Consider the following 16,909-nt stretch of genomic DNA (forward strand, 5'->3'; position numbering starts at 1 on the left):
CCCTGCGACTGGAGCGGCTTCTCCCATGACATTCAGCGTGCGCCCGGCCCGTGAATCGGACGCCAGCGCCCTGCCCGCCCTGGAGCGGTCGGCGGCGCGGCTGTTCCGCCTCGACCCTTCCCTTGCCTGGCTGGCCGACGCCCCGGTGCCCGACGCCGAACAGCATCGGCAGGCCATTCGAACGGCACGGGTGTGGGTGGCGCAAGGCATTGACGGACAACTTTCAGGCTTCTTGCGGGCGGTGCAAACCGATCGTCAACTGCATATCGAAGAGTTGTCCGTTGGGCAGGACTTCCAGGGTCTGGGCATCGGCCGCAAGTTATTGTCGGCGGCCATTGAACAGGCACGCCACGAGCAACTTGCCGCGGTGACGCTGACCACCTTTCGCGATGTGCCGTGGAATGCGCCGTTCTATCAACGGATGGGATTCGAGTTGTTGAGCCCGGAACAAACCGGCCCGCGTCTGAGCGAAGTTCTGAACAACGAAATCGCCCACGGTTTGCCCGGTGAGCGCCGTTGCGCAATGGCACTGACGCTGGGCTGAGATCAGGCCGACGCCTTCAGATCGACGCCCAAGGCGTGGGCGAACGCCTTCACCAACGGGCTGCGCACGGTGTTGTGGCGCAGGATCAGGCTGAACGGCGTGACGATGTTGATCACCTGCGGGCGCACCGCTCGGAACTGCCCGGCCGCCACCCATGAGGCGGCGTAGTGCTGGGGCAGGAAACCCACGAAACGCCCGGTCTTGATCAGCAGCGCCACGGCTTCGACCTGGGTCGCCGACGCGGAAAAACTGTCGTAGCGCGCATGGTTGAGCTTGTCCCGGTGGATCGCGTAGCGGTGGTTGATGCAGGCATGGTCCAGCAGCACGTCACTGCCCATCTGCGCCTCCGGCATGTCGAACAGCGGGTGGCCGACTGCGCAGTAGACTTCCGAGCGCTCTTCGTACAACGGGTAATAATCAAACTCTTCCCGCCGTTGATAGACCGGCACGATTCCGGCAACTAAGCGACCTTCCACAACGCCTCTTTCGACTTCATCTAGCTGGGTCGCCTGAAGTTGAAACCTTACTTTCGGCGATTCTTCATTCATGCGTTTAAGCGCTGCAACTAACGGCGAATTAACGTCGCTGATCGTATTGTCAATGACGCCAATACCAAGGTCGCCGATCAGTTCATTCTGCGCAGAACTAAGCCGATCCCGAAAGTTGTCGACCGAGGCAAACAGGTCAATCGACGCCTGATACACCAGACGCCCTTCCTCGGTCAGGTGAAACCCTTCGCGCCCGCGGGTGCACAGGCGCATGCCGATGCGGATCTCAAGGTCGGAGATCTGCTTGCTGATGGCCGCAAGGCCCACGTTCAGCTCATTCTGGGCGGCACTGAAGCCGCCGGCCTCGACCACGGCCTTGAACACCTTTAGCAGTTTGAAGTCCAGTCCGCTGAGGGCCAGCGGCGCCCGGTGGGCAGTCTTCACCGGCGGGTTTCCGGAATTGGAAAGTGGGGTTTCCATAATGCTGATTTACCTCTGGCGCAATGTTCAACAATCTGTGTCCAACAACAAAAACATCGCCGACCAATAATAATGAACACAGAAAACAAGGCTTGGCAACCGCCAAAAAATCCCGCACATCAGTGCCAACTCACTGATCGCAAAACATTAAAAGCTGACACTTCGATCAGCTCTCGCGACATTGCAACTGCCCTCTTGAAGACTGCTTCGGCCTGATTCCGTCCGCTGTTTTTTCAGCGTGAACGGCAGGCCGTGCACACCGATTTCAGTTCGCGTTACCGACGAGGAAAACAACACATGTCACAAGCCACCGACCGTCTCTGGGGCGCCCGTTTCAAAAGCGGTCCGTCCGCTGCCCTGGCGGCCCTGTCCCGTTGCCCCGAGCGCTATTTCCGCCTCACCCCGTACGACCTGGCGGGCTCCAAGGCCCACGCCGGCGAACTGCAGCGGGCCGGCCTGCTCGACGGGCAGGAAACCCGCACGATGATCGAGGCCCTGGACGCCATCGGCGCCGACTTCGCCGCCGGGCGCATCGCCCCGACCCTGGACGACGAAGACGTCCACACCTTCATCGAACGCCTGCTGACCGAACGCCTCGGCGTCTTGGGCGGCAAGCTGCGCGCCGGCCGTTCGCGCAACGACCAGACCGCCAACGACCTGCGTCTGTTCCTGCGTGACCACGTGCGCACCCTGGCCGTGGAAGTCCTGGCCCTGCAACAGGCCCTGGTGGACCAGGCCGAGCAACATGTGGAGAGCATCTGCCCCGGCTTCACCCACCTGCAGCAGGCCCAACCGATCGTGTTCGCCCATCACCTGCTGGCCCACGCCCAAGCGATGCTGCGTGACGTGCAGCGGCTGGCGGACTGGGATGCGCGCACGTCGCTGTCGCCTTTGGGCGCCGCGGCCATGGCCGGCTCCGCCATCGCCCGCCAGCCACAGCAGTCGGCCAAGGAAATGGGCTACGCCGGCGTCTGCGAGAACTCCATCGACGCCGTCGCCAGCCGCGACCACGTCGCCGAATTCCTGTTCATCGCCAGCATGCTGGGGATCAACATCTCGCGCCTGGCCGAAGAGTTCTGCCTGTGGTCGTCGCGCCAGTTCCGCTGGGTCGACCTGGACGACGCCTATGCCACCGGCAGCTCGATCATGCCGCAGAAGAAAAACCCGGACATCGCCGAACTGGCGCGGGGCAAGGCCGGGCGCCTGATCGGCAACCTGACCGGCCTGCTGTCCACCCTCAAGTCCCTGCCGCTGTCGTACAACCGCGACCTGAGCGAGGACAAGAACGGCGTGCTCGACAGCGTCGACACCCTGCTGCTGGTGCTGCCGGCCATGGCCGGGATGGTCGCGACCATGACCGTCAACGTCGAGGAACTGCGGCGCCAGGCACCGTTGGGCTTCACCCTCGCCACTGAAGTCGCCGACTGGCTGGCGGTGCGCGGCGTGCCGTTCAAGGAAGCCCACGAGATCACCGGTGCCCTGGTGCAGGCCTGCGAGAAGCACGGCATCGAGCTGTGGGAAGCCTCGCCGGCCCTGCTGGCGGAAATCGACCCGCGCCTGACCGCCGACGTGCGCGACAGCCTGACCCTGGAAGCCGCCATCGCCGCCCGCAGCGGCTGGGGCGGCACCGCGCCGCAGCAGGTGCGCGAGCAGATCGGCCGACTGAAGACCGCCCTCGCTGCGCAGCAGGCGTGGACAGAAGACTACCGGGGCTTGCGCCTCTAAGACACGACCGCGGCCCCTGTGGGAGCTGGCTTGCCAGCGATAGCGTCCAGACCGTCGACATCGATGCCGGATGACCCACCGCAATCGCTGGCAAGCCAGCTCCCACAAGGACCGGTGTCGGATTTGAAAGTACAGTTCGGAGAAACACCATGAGCCAGACTCAGGCAGAACGACTCCAGGCGGAGCGCAAACTGGCGGAGAACCAGTTCGACATCACCCAGTACCAACATGTGCCGCGGCGCTACTACGGGCGGATCTTCTTCGCCACCGTGATCGTCATCGCACTCATCGGCCTGGTGCGGGCCTTCGCCGAAGGCAAGATCGAATGGTCGTACATCGGCCAGTTCCTCACCTCCGAAGCGATCATGTGGGGCCTGTTCAACACCATCGTCATGGCCGTGCTGGCCATGGCCCTGGGCATCGTGTTCGGGGTGATCACGGCGATCATGCGCATGTCGGCCAACCCGATCCTGCGCTACGTGGCGCTGACCTACACCTGGCTGTTCCGGGGCACGCCGCTGATCCTGCAACTGCTGCTGTGGTTCAACCTGGCGCTGATCTTCCCCACGGTCGGCATTCCCGGCCTGTTCGAGCTCGACACCGTGAGCCTGATGACGCCGTTCGTGGCCGCCCTGCTCGGCCTGAGCATCAACCAGGGCGCCTACACCGCCGAAGTGGTGCGCGCCGGCCTGCTGTCGGTGGACACCGGGCAATACGAGGCGGCCAAGTCGATCGGCATGCCGCGCCTGCAGGCGCTGCGCCGGATCATCCTGCCCCAGGCCATGCGCATCATCATTCCGCCGGTGGGCAACGAATTCATCGGCATGGTCAAGATGACCTCGCTGGCCAGCGTCATCCAGTACTCGGAACTGCTCTACAACGCCCAGAACATCTACTACGCCAACGCCCGGGTGATGGAGCTGCTGATCGTCGCCGGCATCTGGTACCTGGCCACCGTCACGGTGCTGTCCTTTGGTCAAAGCCGCCTGGAGCGCCGTTTCGCTCGCGGCGCCGGCAAGCGCTCGTAAGCCGCGCAGGAGAATCGAACATGAGAAGCATCGTCAAGGCCGTGGCCCTGAACAAGTATTACGACCAGTACCACGCCCTCAAGGACATCGACATCGAGGTCGAGCAAGGCGAAGTGCTGTGCATCATCGGCCCGTCGGGCTCGGGCAAGAGCACCCTGCTGCGCTGCGTCAACCAGCTGGAGAAGATCGACAAGGGCGGCCTGTGGGTCGACGGCGAACTGGTGGGCTACCGCGTCGTCGGGCACAAGCTGCACGAGCTGACCGAGACCCAGATCGCCCGCCAGCGCCTGGCCACCGGCATGGTGTTCCAGCGCTTCAACCTGTTTCCGCACATGACCGTGCTGCAAAACATCATCGAAGGCCCGTGCCAGGTGCTCAAGCGTTCGCCCAAGGAGGCCCACGAAGAGGCCCTGGAACTGCTGGCCCGGGTCGGCCTGGCCGACAAGCGCAACAGCTACCCGATCGAACTGTCGGGCGGCCAGCAGCAACGGGTGGCGATCGCCCGCGCCCTGGCCATGCGGCCCAAGCTGATGCTGTTCGATGAACCCACTTCGGCACTCGACCCGGAACTGGTCGGTGAGGTGCTGTCGGTGATGCGCGACCTGGCGCAGACCGGCATGACCATGATCGTCGTCACCCATGAACTGGGCTTCGCCCGGGAGGTTTCCAACCGCATGGTGTTCATGGACGGCGGCCAGATCGTGGAGGCTGGAAGCCCCGAAGAAATACTAATAAGCCCGCAAAACCCGCGCACCCAAAGCTTCATTTCTGCCGTTCGAACCTGAGGCCCCCTTGGCCTTCACAACACTCATAAGAGAACGTCCATGAAGAACTTCGTCATTCCAGCTGTACTCGCTTCGTTCATGTCTTGCGGTTTCGCCACCGCCGCCGACTTGCCGGCCAGCATCAAGGCCAAGGGCGAGATCGTCGTGGCGATCATGCCCAACTACCCGCCGATGGATTTCAAGGATCCGGCCACCAACCAGCTCACCGGCCTGGACTACGACCTGGGCAACGCCCTGGCCGAGCGCCTGGGGGTCAAGATCAAATGGCAGGAGACCGGCTTCGAGCAGATGATCAACGCCCTGACCACCGACCGCGTGGACATGGTGCTGTCGGGCATGACCGACACCGCCGAGCGCCAGGCCAGCGTGACCTTCGTCGACTACTTCACCAGCGGGCCGCAGTTCTACACCTTGCAGAAGAACGCCGCGACCAACGAGATCATCGACCTGTGCGGCAAGAAAGTCGGCACCAGCCGCCGCACCACCTTCCCGTCGGAGATCGCCGAATGGAGCAAGGCCAACTGCGAGGCGGCGGGCAAGCCTGCGATCACGGTGATCGGCACCGAAGGCTCGGCCGACGCCCGCGCCCAACTGCGCCAGAGCCGGATCGACGCAGCGATGCAGGGCAGCGAAACCCTGTCGTACCTCAAGACCCAGGAAAAGGACATGTACAAGACCGTCGGCCAGCCGATCTCCGTGCAGTTCACCGGCCTTGGCGTGAGCAAGAAGAAGCCTGAGCTGAGCGAGGCGGTGAAAGTCGCGTTGCAGAGCATGGTGGATGACGGCAGCTACGGCGCGATCCTGAAGAAATGGGACCTGGAGCTGGGCGCGATCAAGAACGTGACCGTCAACGCCGGCAAGTGAGCCTGCGGGAGCGGGCCTGATCGCGATGGCAGTGTCGGGTGTACCGGCCTCATCGCGGGCAAGCCCGCTCCCACAGGAATCCCGGTCGTACACAGAACCCGGGCCCGACATTTAACCCTGTGGGAGCGGGTTTGATCGCGGCGGCGGTGTCGGCTGTACCGGCCTCATCGCGGGCAAGCCCGCTCCCACAGGAATCCCGGTCGTACACAGAACCCGGGCCCGACATTTAACCCTGTGGGAGCGGGTTTGATCGCGGCGGCGGTGTCGGCTGTACCGGCCTCATCGCGGGCAAGCCCGCTCCCACAGGAATCCCGGTCGTACACAGAACCCGGGCCCGACATTTAACCCTGTGGGAGCGGGTTTGATCGCGGCGGCGGTGTCGGCTGTACCGGCCTCATCGCGGGCAAGCCCGCTCCCACAGGAATCCCGGTCGTACACAGAGCCCGGGCCCGACATTTAACCCTGTGGGAGCGGGCTTGCCCGCGATAGGGCCGGATCAGGCGAAATCTCCGGCCAATGACACACCGCAAGGCCGCCCCCGCAAGGTCTTGTGTTTATCCATTGATGGTTGGAGTGCCTGTGATGTCCTCCCCGCTTTCCCCCACCTGGCCCGACGGCCGCAAAGCCTGTCTGGCCCTGGCCTTCGACCTCGACGGCCCCACCGGCGACGCCATGCTCAACGGCTCGATCTGGCGCAAGCCCGAGTATTTCGGCTTCGGCGGCTACGGCCCTTACCGTGCCTTGCCGCGCCTGTTGGACCTGCTCGACGCGTTCAGGCTGCCGACCACGTTCTTCGTCCCGGCCTGGGTCGTGGAGAACTGGCCAAGGCAATGCCAGGCCATCGTCGAGCGCGGCCATGAGGTGGCCTACCACGGCGACAAGCACGAATCCTTCTACGCCCTGACGCTCGACGAGCAGCAGGCCGTCATGCAGAAATCCCGCGAGGTGTTCTGGCAGCACCTGCACATCCGCGCCGAGGGTTTCCGCACCCCGTCCGGCGACTGGCGCGCCGAGACCCCGAAGATGCTCGCCGACAACGGCGTCATCTATTCCAGCAGCATGCGCGGCGACGACCGCCCGTACCTGGTCGACGTGCCGGGCCACGCCACGCCGCTGGTGGAGATCCCCGGCCGCTGGGAAATGGACGACTACGCCTCCCTCGCCTACACCCGCGCGCCGAACTTCCCGTCCGGCCTGGACCGCACCGCCAGCTACGCCCTGACCCTGGACAACTGGCGGCGCGAGTACGACGGCGCGATGGACGAAGGGCTGTGCCTGACCACCCTGTTCCACCCGAAAATCACCGGCAAGCCTGGGCGCATCCTGCTGCTGGAACAACTCTTCGAACACATGCGCGAGCGTGACGACGTGTGGTTCGCCACCTGCCGCGACGTCGCCCGCTGGTGGCTCAAGGAGCATCACCATGACTGACGCCACCGTCTGGCCTGCCGGCCGCCGCTGCGCCGTGGCGCTGACCGTCGACTACAACGACATCCACGGCATTCTCACCCAGGCCCCCGAAGTGGCCGGGCGCGACAAGACCCTGTCGGTGTGGCGCTACGGCACCCAACGGGGCGTCGAACGGCTGTTGCGGCTGTTCAAGGAACTGGAAGTGACCGCCACCTGGTTCGTCCCCGGCATCGTCGCCGAAGAGAACCCGCAGCACATCGCCGCGATCCTGGCCGACGGGCACGAAATCGCCTGTGCCGGCTACCGCCACCAGGACTACGACACCCTGGACCTGGCGGCGCAACGCGCCGAGGTGGCCAAGGGCTGCGCGGCGCTGCAAACGCTGACCGGGCAACGCCCGACCGGTTTCCGCATTCCGGCCGGCAACGGCGCGCCGGGGTTCATCGAAGCGCTGCGCGACGAAGGCATTCGCTGGTCGTCCTCATGGCGCGGCGATGACCTGCCGTTCGCCCACCTGACGGCGCCGGACGTAATCGAGCTGCCGCTGCACTACGAACTGGAAGACGAACCCTACTTCGCCTTCAACCTGAGCCCCGCCGTACCGCCGGCCCAGTCGCGGATCGCCTCCTACAGCCACACGCTGGGCAACCTGCTGCTGGACTTCGCCGGCTTCCACCGGTTCGGCCTGTGCTACGTGCTGCGCCTGCACCCGGAAATCATCGCCACGCCGGGCCGGATCGGCGTGCTGCGCGAGCTGCTGGAGAGCATCCGCCAGCACGGCGACGTGTGGATCGCCAGCGGCGCCGACATCGCCCGATGGTGGGCACAGAAGGCTGAAGCGGTGGGCGCGGATCATCCCGCCTCGGTGTATGAGCGGCATTATCGGGATTACCTCACATGACCGAATCGATGCAGCGGTTGGCGCAGTTCTGCGTCGAAACCCGGTTCGAAGCACTGCCCGAGGCGCTGGTGGCCCAGGCCAAGCGGCACATCCTCGACACTTTCGGCGCAGCGCTCGCCGGGGCGGACAGCCGCGTGGCGCTTCAGGCGCAACGGCTGTTCGCCAGCGCCCCCGGAACCGTGCCGGTCTGGGGCACTTCACAGCGGGTCGGCGCCGGCGATGCCGCATTGCTCAACGGCATCGCCGCCCACGCGCTGGAGCTGGACGACACCGGCGGCTGCGACCACTCCGGCACTGTGGTGCTGCCGGCGGCGATGGCCGCACTGTCGCTGACGGAGCGCCCGGTGAGCGGTCGCGAGTTCATCACCGCCGTGGTGATCGGCTACGAGATCGGCCGACGGGTGCTGGAAGCCTGCGGCAGCTATTCGGCCCACAACGGCGCCGGCTGGCACTCGACCGCCACCTGCGGGGTGTTCGGCGCGGCGGCGGCCAGCGCGCGGATCCTCGGCCTGGACGCGGCGCAGACCGTGTCGGCACTGGGCATCGCCGGCAGTTTCAGCGGCGGTCTGTGGGCGTTCATCCACGACGGCTCGCAGAGCAAGAAACTGCACAGCGGCCGCGCCGCCGAGGGCGGGTTGCTCGCCGCCCGCTTCGCCCGCGAAGGGATCAGCGGACCGTCGCAACTGTTCGATGACGTGTGGGGCGGCTTTCTCAAGACTCTCGCGCCAGGCACCGCGCAACCGGCGGCGCTGGTGGCGAACCTGGGCCAGGTGTGGAAACTCGCCCGCTGTTCGATCAAGCCTTATGCGGCGTGCCGCGGGACGCATTCGGCGATCGATGCGTTGGGGCTGCTGATGGCGCAGCTCAAGGTCGAGGCGCCTCAGGTGGAAGACGTCCATGTGCGCCTGTGCGGCTTTTTGCAGGCCATGTGCGGCGGGCGCGACACCGCTTCGCTGGCGGCGGCGCAGATGAGCCTGCCCTACGCCCTCGCGGCGCGGCTGGCGCATGGGCATTGCCGGCTCTCGGCCTACGACGACGCCCGGCGCGACGATCCGGACATTGCCCGGTGGATGACGCGGATTCGCCTTGAAGTGGACGGGCAACTGTCCGAGGATGGCGAGCCGGTCGTCAGCGTGCACACCGTGGACGGGCGTGAGGCCAGCCTGTGCGTCGAGGTGCCGTTGGGGGCGCCGGGCAATCCGCTGAGCGATGCGGCGCTGGAGGAGAAGTTCTTCAGCCTGGCGCTGCGGGCGTTGCCTCAGGAGCGGGCCGAAGGGTTGCTGGAACGATTGCGGCATCTGGAGTCGCTGGAATCGGTATCGGGGCTTGAGCGGTGGCTGACGTGATTGTTGGGGGGCCGCATTTGGCCTCATCGCTGGCAAGCCAGCTCCCACAGGGTTTTGCGGCGGGCTCAGGTCCTGCATCCAGCCGAAATTCCTGTGGGAGCCAGCCTGCTGGCGATGGCGATCCGGCAGGCGACATCGAGGCTAGATGTGCCGGCCTCATCGCCAGCAGGCTGGCTCCCATAAGGGTTGTGTGCCGGGCTCAGGTTCTGCGTCCGGCCCGGATTCCTGTGGGAGCTGGCTTGCCAGCGATGAAGGCCACGCGGTTTCCAGTTGAGCAAAACACTAAATGAATAAGGACATTTGATTTTCCGTGGCCAAGTATTCGCTCGTTATCCGCCGTCTGATGATCGTCTCGCTGACCATCGTCGTCAGCCGCGCCATCACCAGCCCGCTGCTCACCCTGTTCCTGAGCCAGAAGCTGGGCCTCAACCAGCAGGACGTCGGTCTGCTGCTGGGCATCGCGGTGTTCATCGCCACCCTGCTCGCGCTGTACGGCGGCTACATCATCGACCGCCTGGAAAAGCGCCGGCTGCTGATCCTGGCGATGCTCTCCAGCGCCATCGGCTTCGTGCTGCTGACGTTCGCCCACAATCTGTACCTGACCACCGCCACCCTGGTGATCACCGAAACCGCCTCGGCCCTGTTCCTGATCGGCTCCAAGGCGATCCTCAGTGAACACCTGCCGATCAACCAGCGGGCCAAGGCATTCTCCCTGCGCTACACCCTGACCAACATCGGCTACGCCACCGGCCCGATGCTCGGGGTGGTGATCGCCGGGGTCTATCCGATCGCGCCGTTCCTGATCGCCGCCGCCATCGCTTTCGCCAGCATCTTCCTGATGGTCGGCATCCCCAAGGACGCCAACCCCGTGGCCGTGATCGGCCAGCCCCAGAGCTTTCTCAAGACCCTGGTGACCCTGAAGAACGACCGCACCCTGATCATGTTCACCTGCGGCTGCCTGCTCAGCACCGTGGTGCACGGGCGCTTCACCCTGTACCTGTCGCAGTACCTGCTGGTGGTCGAGGATTCGCAGCAGGCCCTCAAGACCATGGCCGCCCTGCTCGCCTGCAACGCCATCGCGGTGATCCTGCTGCAATACCAGATCGGCCGGTTCCTGAGCCGGGAAAAGCTGCGCTACTGGATCGTCGCCGGCACGGGCCTGTTCATCGCCGGCCTGATCGGCTTCAGCCTGGCCGACAGCCTGGTGAGCTGGTGCGTCGCCATGTTCATCTTCACCCTCGGCGAGATGATCATTTACCCGTCCGAGTTCCTGTTCGTCGACACCCTGGCCCCGGAAGAACTGCGCGGCAGCTACTACGGCGCGCAGAACCTGGCGGCCCTGGGCGGCGCCCTGAGCCCGGTGATCTGCGGCTTCCTGCTGATGCACACCCCGGCGCCGACCATGTTCTACGCCTTGAGCGCGTTGACCGCGATGGGCGGCTTCCTGTGCTTCATGAGCGGACGGCGGGTGGCCTTACTGCAAAAATAGTGCACTGAAACTGCATTTATATGAATTTGTCAGCATCCAGTTTGCTTGGCACACTGTGCGCGTTCCTCCCCCAATAGTTGGAACGTTTCGAAGGACTTTCCGGACATCACGGACAAGTCCTTTTTTTTGCCTTGCGCTTTTCTGCCCGATCCACGAGGAACGTCTTCACATGCTCGCCCGCTGGTTGCCTGCCGCCGTCAACACCCGTCCCACCGAATGGAGCCGCGCCGCCGTCGGCATGGCCTTGGGCACGCTGGTCAGCGTCTGGGTGTGCAGCCAGGTGTTCGGCATCCAGGCGGCCTATCACGTGATGGGCCCGCTGGGCGCTTCGGCGGTGCTGCTGTTTGCGGTGTCCTCCGGTGCCCTGGCGCAACCCTGGTCGATCGTCGGCGGCTACCTGTGCGCCGGCACAGTCGCGCTGTTGGTGGCCCATGTGCTGGGCCGCACCCTGGGCAGCGCTTGCCTGGCGGCCGGCATGGCGCTGATCGTGATGTGCTGGCTGCGCTGCCTGCACCCCCCGGCCGGTGCCGTGGCCCTGACGATGGTGCTGGCCGACCCCGCCACCGTGGCCATGGACTGGACGGCCCTGGGGCCTGTGATGCTCAGCGCGGTGAGCCTGGTGGTCTGCGCGCTGGCCTACAACAACCTGACGCGCATCCACTACCCCAAGCGCCCCGCCGAACCGGCCCCCGCCGTCGCCCCCGTGGACGCCCTGGCCATCACCGCCGACGACCTCAAACTGGCCCTGGCCGACATGGAAGCCTTCATCGACGTCACCCCGGAAGACCTTGAGCAACTGATCCATGCCAGCGAGCTGCACGCCAAACGGCGCAGCATCGGCGAAGTGCTCGGCGCCAAGCCCTGACCTCGGGCCGAGCTCACGCCGCCGCTTGCTGCCGCGCCGGCACCGCCAGCGGCACCGCCCGCACCGACGCCCCGGCCGTCAGCCCCAGCGTGCCGGCGGTCTGCGCATCGACGATCAAGGTGCCCGCCGCCACCCGCGCCGGCGCGGCCGTGATCTTGCAGTCGGCGAACCCACGGTTGTGGATCAGCCAGGTATCCGCCCCGTCCCCCGGTGTGCCGAGGCTCAGTTGCAGCACCTGGCTGTCGCGCACGGCGCGGATCTGGCCGGTGTCGCATTCGATCAGCGGACCGCCGTCGAAGATGTCGATGTAGTCGCGGTGTTCGAAGCCTTCGGCCTTGAGCATGCCCAGCGCCGGTTCGGTGTTGGGGTGGACGCGACCGATCACCGCGCGGGCGGCTTCCGGCAGCAGGCAGGTGGGCAGCGGGAACTTGGGCATCAGTTCGGCGATGAAGGTCTTGTTGCCCAGGCCTGTGAGGTAGTCGGCATCAGCGAAGTCCATCTTGAAGAAGTGCCGGCCCAACCCTTCCCAGAACGGCGACACCCCGTTCTCGTCCGAATAGCCGCGCATTTCGGCGATGACCTTGTCGCCGAAGCGCTCGCGGAACTCCGCCAGGAACAGGAACCGCGCCTTGGACAGCAACCGGCCGTTGAGGCCGCTGCGGTGGTCGGCGTGCAGGAACAGCGAGCACAGCTCCGATTGGCCGGTCATGTCGTTGCCCAGGAACAGCGTGGGCAGTTGCTGGTTGATGCCGAGGTTCTTCGACGCCGCCACGAACAGCCCCAAGCGGTAGTTGTACCAGGGCTCGCGCAGGCCCACCGCGCCGGCCAGGGCGCAGATGCCGATGGCCTCGCCGTGCGGGTTCTGCAGCACGAACAGGTAATCGGCATCGGCTCGGGAGGCTTCTTTCGCGAAGGTTTTCGCCGCCCAGTCCAGGCGCTGGCGCAAACGGGCCGCGTCGGCGGGCAAGGTGGTCAAACCGGCGCCGGCGCTGTGGGCCAGGGCCAGCAAGGCGGGCAAGTCATCGGGGGTGGCTGGACGGACGATCATCGGGTGCGCTCCTTGGCGGTCAGCGGTTGCGGCTCGCGTTTGGGGAAAAACACCTCGGCCAGCATGCAGCGTGCGCTGCCGCCGCCGATGCGTTCGATGGTGTCGATGTTCACCGGCAGCGGCGTGGCCAGGCTTTCGAGGGTGCGGCGCTGGGCGGCGTTCAGCGATTGCCACGCGGTGCGCGACATCACCAGCAGCGGCTCGCCGGCGTCGTTGTGGACTTCCAGCATGTTGCCGGCGAAGGATTCGAGCTGGGCCCAGTCCAGGGCGATCACCTGCTTGCCGCTCTCCTCCAGCCGCGAACGCAGCGCCTGGCGCTCGCCGGCATCGGCGACGCTGTCCAGGCACGCTACAGCCAGCCGGGTGCCGACGCTCATCATCACGTTGGTGTGGTAGATCGCCACGCCCTGGCGGTCGACGGCGTTGAAGGCGCACAGCGAATACCCCAACTGCTCGACCGCCTGCTCCAGGGCATGGCCGTGGGTGCGGGTCGAATAGCCGGCGTAGCAGATGCGCTGCTGACGGTCGAGCACCATGCTGCCGGTGCCCTCCAGAAACACCGCTTGGCGCTCCAGCCCGGAAAGGTCCACCAGGCGCTCGACCCGGTAGGTTTCGCCCAGCCAGTCGAGCACGCCTTTGTCGCGCTCCAGCCGGCGGTTCTGCCCTTGCATCGGGTACAGCACCAGCGTGCCGTCGGGGTGGCTGCTCCACCAGTTGTTGGGGAAGATCGAGTCGGGGGTGTGCGGGGCCTCGCGGTCGTTGTGCACCAGCACCTCGACCCCGTGCCCGCGCAGCGCGGCGACGTAGCCGTCGAATTCCTGCAAGGCCTTGAGCTGCACGTCTTCGGCGTGCTCCGCCGGGCGCTGGAAGCGGTTGTTCGCCGCCGTGTCCTGGTTGAAGGAAAAGCGTGTCGGGCGAATCATCAAAACGGTGTTGGTGGTCTGCATGGGCACGGAACCGATGAGGGTTGGGAGGTGCCCATTGTCTGTTCCGGCCCGGAACAAACCCGGTTGTTGCGCTGACCGCCAGTGATGGAAACGGTCGAAATCGGCTGTTTGCCCAGCCGATTCGGCAGGCGCCCGGGCAAAAAAAACCGCAGCCTGCGGGCTGCGGTCTTGGTGTCGGGCCGGCTCACTCCATCGTGGTCTTCACCGTCGCCAGTTCCGGGTGGCTGACCAGTTTGTCGATGTGCAGGTCCGGGTCGTCGAACCACACTTCCGTCAGCACCCGGTAGTGCTCCATGTCCCGGCAGCGCATGCGCAGGCTGTAGTCGAACGCACCGCTGATCAGCCGGCATTCAAGCACTTGCGGGCAGGCGCGCACCTTGGCCTCGAAGGCCTTCTGCGCCGCGCGCCCGCTCTGGTTCGACAGCGCCACCAGCACCAGCAGCGAGAGCCCCGGCGTCAGCTTCTTCTCGTCGAGAATCGCCCCGTAGCCCCGGATGACGCCGAGCTGTTCAAGTTTGCGCACCCGTTCCAGGCAAGGCCTGGGCGTCAGGTGCACGCGCTCGGAGAGCTTTTGATAGGTGATGCGCCCTTCGTGGCGCAGCACTTCGATGATGGCCTGATCGATCCGATCAAGCACGATCGTCAGATCGCGGATGTCCGCCATGTATCCCTTGCCTCACTTCAAACGACCCGATAGGAATTGCTGCAAACGCTCGCTGCGCGGCCGGTCGAGCAGGCTCGCGTCGCCCTGCTCCTCCACCCGTCCCTGGTGCAGGAACAGCACCTGGCTGGACACCTGCCGGGCAAAGCCCATTTCGTGGGTGACCATCAGCATGGTGCGCCCCTCTTCGGCCAGGGCCTGAATCACTTTCAGCACTTCGCCGACCAGTTCCGGATCCAGCGCCGAGGTCGGCTCGTCGAACAGCAGGATCTCCGGCTCCACCGCCAATGCCCGGGCGATCGCCACCCGCTGCTGCTGGCCGCCGGAGAGGAACGCCGGGTACTGCTGCGCCACCCGCTGCGGCAGGCCGACCTTGTCCAGGTAGGCCAGCGCCCGCTCTTCGGCCTCCTTGCGGGTTTCGCCCAACACCCGGCAGGGCGCAAGCACGATGTTCTCCAGCACGGTCAGGTGGCTCCACAGGTTGAAATGCTGGAACACCATCGCCAGACGCGTGCGCAGCGACTGCAATTGTTTGGGGTTGGCCACCCGCATGCCGCCGGCGCCCTGCCGCGTGAGGATCCGTTCGCCGTCCAGGGTGATGGCGCCCTCGTCCGCCCGCTCCAGAAAGTTGATGCAACGCAGCATAGTGCTTTTGCCCGAACCGCTGGCGCCGATCATGCTCACCACATCACCGGCCCGCGCGTTCAACGAGACGCCCTTGAGCACTTCGTTGTCACCGAAGCGCTTGTACAGATTTTCTACCGTCAGTTTGTACATGGATCAAACTCCTGGAGCCGCCCTGCACCGGCGCGGCTCTGGATCAAAAGAAAGGATCAGTGGGCCGGGCCGAGGAAGTTCAGCCAGCGCCGCTCCGCCAGGCGGAATGCGCCGACCAGGCCGAACGACAGCGCGAGGTACAGCAGGCCGGCGATGCCGAACGCCTGAAAGGTCATGAACGTCGCGGCGTTGGCGTCCCGGGCGACCTTGAGGATGTCGGGGATGGTGGCCGTGAACGCCACCGAGGTGGCGTGCAGCATCAGGATCACTTCGTTGCTGTAGTACGGCAGCGCCCGGCGCAGCGCCGACGGCAGGATCAGCCGCCGGTACAGGCGCCAGCCGCTGAGGCCGTAGGCATGGGCCGCTTCGATCTCGCCGTAGGGAATGCTGCGGATCGCCCCGGCGAAGATCTCCACGGTGTAGGCGCAGGTGTTCAGGGTGAACGCCAGCAACGTGCAGTTCATCGCGTCGCGAAAGAACGCTTCGAGCAACGGCTGCGAGCGCACCGCAGCGATGCCGTAGATCCCGCTGTAGCAGATCAGCAACTGGATATACAGCGGCGTGCCGCGGAACACGTAGGTGAACAGCTGCACCGGCCAGCGCACCACACCCAGGCGCGAGACGCGCATGACCGCCAAAGGCAGCGACAGGCAGAACCCCATCGCGATGCTCGCCACCAGCAGCCAGAGGGTCATCGCCAGGCCGGTCAGGGCCTCGCCGTCGCTGAACAGGAAGGGTTTCCAGTACTCGGCAATCAGTTCGATCATCGCGCCATCCCCCGCACGCCCAGGTTGTAGCGGCGCTCCAGCGCGCGCAGCACGTAATTGGAGGCGCTGGTGATCAGCAGGTACAGCGCCGCCGCCAGCAGCAGGAAGTCGAGCATGTTGAACGTGCTCTTGCCCGCCTCCTGGGCCACCTTGACCAGGTCCGACAGGCCGATGATCGACACCAGCGCCGTGGCCTTGAGCAGCACCAGCCAGTTGTTGCCCAGGCTCGGCAAGGCGAAGCGCATCATCTGCGGGAACACCACGAAGCGGAAACGCTGCCAGCGGTCGAGGCCGAAGCACGCGGCGGCCTCTTGCTGACCCCGCGGCACGCTGAGGATCGCCCCGCGGAACGTCTCGGTGAAGTACGCGCCGTAGATGAAGCCGAGGGTGACGATGCCCGCCACGAACGGATCGATCTCCAGGTACGGCCAGCCCATCAGTTCGGTGAGGCTGCTCACCCAGCCCTGCAGGCTGTAGAAGATCAGCAGCATCAGCACCAGGTCCGGCACGCCGCGGATCAGCGTGGTGTAGAACGTCGCCGGCAGGTTGAGCAGCTTGAGCGGCGACAGCTTGGCCGCCGCCCCCAACAGGCCCAGGGCCATGCTCACCAGCAGCGCCAGCGCCGACAGTTGCAGGGTCACCCATGTGCCGTGCAGCAACAGCGGGCCGTAGCCTTGCAGGCTCGACAGACCGAGCCCGGTCCAACTCAGGAATTCATTCACGCCAGTCACCTGTCGTTTGCCGCCCGCCTCCGTGCGCTGCGCGCTTGGACAGCACACAGGGC

The 16,909-nt window shown here is 65.6% G+C and carries 17 protein-coding genes; 10 read left to right on the plus strand and 7 right to left on the minus strand.

What is annotated here, in order from left to right; translation table 11 throughout:
* Positions 1-25 precede the first annotated feature (25 nt).
* Positions 26-544, plus strand: a complete 519-nt coding sequence (locus CAG41_RS16650; RefSeq protein ID WP_085583043.1) for a GNAT family N-acetyltransferase — start codon at positions 26-28, stop codon at positions 542-544.
* Positions 545-546: 2 nt separating this feature from the next.
* Here the strand turns inward: CAG41_RS16650 and CAG41_RS16655 are convergent, their stop codons facing one another.
* Complete coding sequence (locus tag CAG41_RS16655; RefSeq protein WP_085583045.1) at positions 547-1,512, minus strand: LysR family transcriptional regulator; 966 nt, start codon at positions 1,510-1,512, stop codon at positions 547-549.
* A 297-nt stretch (positions 1,513-1,809) separates the two neighbouring features.
* Here CAG41_RS16655 and argH point away from each other — a divergent pair, with 297 nt between their 5' ends.
* The 9 genes from argH to CAG41_RS16700 all read left to right on the plus strand — a co-directional run bounded on the left by argH (position 1,810) and on the right by CAG41_RS16700 (position 11,925).
* Positions 1,810-3,237 carry an argininosuccinate lyase gene (gene argH, locus CAG41_RS16660; protein WP_085707218.1) on the plus strand — a complete coding sequence of 476 codons (1,428 nt, stop codon included), beginning with the start codon at positions 1,810-1,812 and terminating at the stop codon, positions 3,235-3,237.
* A gap of 149 nt (positions 3,238-3,386) precedes the next feature.
* Positions 3,387-4,265 (plus strand): amino acid ABC transporter permease, encoded by an 879-nt coding sequence (locus CAG41_RS16665; RefSeq protein WP_085583049.1) that lies wholly within the window; start codon positions 3,387-3,389, stop codon positions 4,263-4,265.
* A gap of 20 nt (positions 4,266-4,285) precedes the next feature.
* Positions 4,286-5,050, plus strand: a complete 765-nt coding sequence (locus CAG41_RS16670; RefSeq protein WP_085707219.1) for an amino acid ABC transporter ATP-binding protein — start codon at positions 4,286-4,288, stop codon at positions 5,048-5,050.
* Between the two features lie 39 nt (positions 5,051-5,089).
* Positions 5,090-5,914: an ABC transporter substrate-binding protein gene (locus CAG41_RS16675; RefSeq protein WP_085583054.1), complete on the plus strand. Its 825-nt coding sequence runs from the start codon at positions 5,090-5,092 to the stop codon at positions 5,912-5,914.
* 582 nt (positions 5,915-6,496) lie between these two features.
* A complete protein-coding gene (locus CAG41_RS16680) occupies positions 6,497-7,345 on the plus strand; it encodes a polysaccharide deacetylase (RefSeq protein WP_085707220.1) in 849 nt (282 codons plus the stop codon).
* Positions 7,338-8,225, plus strand: coding sequence for a polysaccharide deacetylase (locus tag CAG41_RS16685; RefSeq protein ID WP_085632520.1), 888 nt, complete (start codon positions 7,338-7,340; stop codon positions 8,223-8,225). Before CAG41_RS16680 ends, CAG41_RS16685 begins: the two co-directional genes overlap by 8 nt.
* On the plus strand, positions 8,222-9,571 hold the full coding sequence (locus CAG41_RS16690; RefSeq protein WP_085707221.1) for an MmgE/PrpD family protein: 1,350 nt from the start codon (positions 8,222-8,224) through the stop codon (positions 9,569-9,571). Before CAG41_RS16685 ends, CAG41_RS16690 begins: the two co-directional genes overlap by 4 nt.
* Before the next feature lie 310 nt (positions 9,572-9,881).
* Positions 9,882-11,060, plus strand: a complete 1,179-nt coding sequence (locus CAG41_RS16695) for an MFS transporter (protein WP_085657167.1) — start codon at positions 9,882-9,884, stop codon at positions 11,058-11,060.
* A 169-nt stretch (positions 11,061-11,229) separates the two neighbouring features.
* Positions 11,230-11,925, plus strand: coding sequence for an HPP family protein (locus CAG41_RS16700; RefSeq protein ID WP_085583064.1), 696 nt, complete (start codon positions 11,230-11,232; stop codon positions 11,923-11,925).
* Between the two features lie 13 nt (positions 11,926-11,938).
* Here the strand turns inward: CAG41_RS16700 and astA are convergent, their stop codons facing one another.
* The 6 genes from astA to CAG41_RS16730 all read right to left on the minus strand — a co-directional run bounded on the left by astA (position 11,939) and on the right by CAG41_RS16730 (position 16,847).
* Complete coding sequence (gene astA, locus CAG41_RS16705; protein WP_085583066.1) at positions 11,939-12,973, minus strand: arginine N-succinyltransferase; 1,035 nt, start codon at positions 12,971-12,973, stop codon at positions 11,939-11,941.
* Positions 12,970-13,920 (minus strand): citrulline utilization hydrolase CtlX, encoded by a 951-nt coding sequence (ctlX, locus tag CAG41_RS16710; protein WP_085583068.1) that lies wholly within the window; start codon positions 13,918-13,920, stop codon positions 12,970-12,972. The genes astA and ctlX overlap by 4 nt, the downstream gene beginning before the upstream one ends.
* Positions 13,921-14,104: 184 nt before the next feature.
* Positions 14,105-14,584 carry an Lrp/AsnC family transcriptional regulator gene (locus CAG41_RS16715; RefSeq protein ID WP_085583070.1) on the minus strand — a complete coding sequence of 160 codons (480 nt, stop codon included), beginning with the start codon at positions 14,582-14,584 and terminating at the stop codon, positions 14,105-14,107.
* Positions 14,585-14,596: 12 nt separating this feature from the next.
* Complete coding sequence (locus tag CAG41_RS16720; RefSeq protein WP_085583072.1) at positions 14,597-15,358, minus strand: ABC transporter ATP-binding protein; 762 nt, start codon at positions 15,356-15,358, stop codon at positions 14,597-14,599.
* 56 nt (positions 15,359-15,414) lie between these two features.
* The gene (locus CAG41_RS16725) at positions 15,415-16,125 is read right to left on the minus strand and encodes an ABC transporter permease (RefSeq protein WP_085632514.1); all 711 of its coding nucleotides are present in this window, start codon (positions 16,123-16,125) and stop codon (positions 15,415-15,417) included.
* Entirely contained in the window at positions 16,122-16,847 is a 726-nt protein-coding gene (locus tag CAG41_RS16730) for an ABC transporter permease (protein ID WP_085639624.1), read from the minus strand. The genes CAG41_RS16725 and CAG41_RS16730 overlap by 4 nt, the downstream gene beginning before the upstream one ends.
* Positions 16,848-16,909 lie beyond the last annotated feature (62 nt).

Source organism: Pseudomonas sp. B35(2017) (assembly GCF_002113645.1).
GTDB lineage: Bacteria > Pseudomonadota > Gammaproteobacteria > Pseudomonadales > Pseudomonadaceae > Aquipseudomonas > Aquipseudomonas ekonensis.

Bases quoted from the DNA above. Each gene is read 5' to 3' on its own strand.
- argH (WP_085707218.1), top strand. From the start codon at position 1,810: ATGTCACAAGCCACCGACCGTCTCTGGGGCGCCCGTTTCAAAAGCGGT.
- CAG41_RS16670 (WP_085707219.1), top strand. From the start codon at position 4,286: ATGAGAAGCATCGTCAAGGCCGTGGCCCTGAACAAGTATTACGACCAG.
- CAG41_RS16725 (WP_085632514.1), bottom strand. From the start codon at position 16,125: ATGATCGAACTGATTGCCGAGTACTGGAAACCCTTCCTGTTCAGCGAC.
- CAG41_RS16650 (WP_085583043.1), top strand. From the start codon at position 26: ATGACATTCAGCGTGCGCCCGGCCCGTGAATCGGACGCCAGCGCCCTG.
- CAG41_RS16655 (WP_085583045.1), bottom strand. From the start codon at position 1,512: ATGGAAACCCCACTTTCCAATTCCGGAAACCCGCCGGTGAAGACTGCC.
- ctlX (WP_085583068.1), bottom strand. From the start codon at position 13,920: ATGCAGACCACCAACACCGTTTTGATGATTCGCCCGACACGCTTTTCC.
- CAG41_RS16680 (WP_085707220.1), top strand. From the start codon at position 6,497: ATGTCCTCCCCGCTTTCCCCCACCTGGCCCGACGGCCGCAAAGCCTGT.
- CAG41_RS16715 (WP_085583070.1), bottom strand. From the start codon at position 14,584: ATGGCGGACATCCGCGATCTGACGATCGTGCTTGATCGGATCGATCAG.
- CAG41_RS16700 (WP_085583064.1), top strand. From the start codon at position 11,230: ATGCTCGCCCGCTGGTTGCCTGCCGCCGTCAACACCCGTCCCACCGAA.
- CAG41_RS16685 (WP_085632520.1), top strand. From the start codon at position 7,338: ATGACTGACGCCACCGTCTGGCCTGCCGGCCGCCGCTGCGCCGTGGCG.
- CAG41_RS16675 (WP_085583054.1), top strand. From the start codon at position 5,090: ATGAAGAACTTCGTCATTCCAGCTGTACTCGCTTCGTTCATGTCTTGC.
- astA (WP_085583066.1), bottom strand. From the start codon at position 12,973: ATGATCGTCCGTCCAGCCACCCCCGATGACTTGCCCGCCTTGCTGGCC.
- CAG41_RS16720 (WP_085583072.1), bottom strand. From the start codon at position 15,358: ATGTACAAACTGACGGTAGAAAATCTGTACAAGCGCTTCGGTGACAAC.
- CAG41_RS16665 (WP_085583049.1), top strand. From the start codon at position 3,387: ATGAGCCAGACTCAGGCAGAACGACTCCAGGCGGAGCGCAAACTGGCG.
- CAG41_RS16690 (WP_085707221.1), top strand. From the start codon at position 8,222: ATGACCGAATCGATGCAGCGGTTGGCGCAGTTCTGCGTCGAAACCCGG.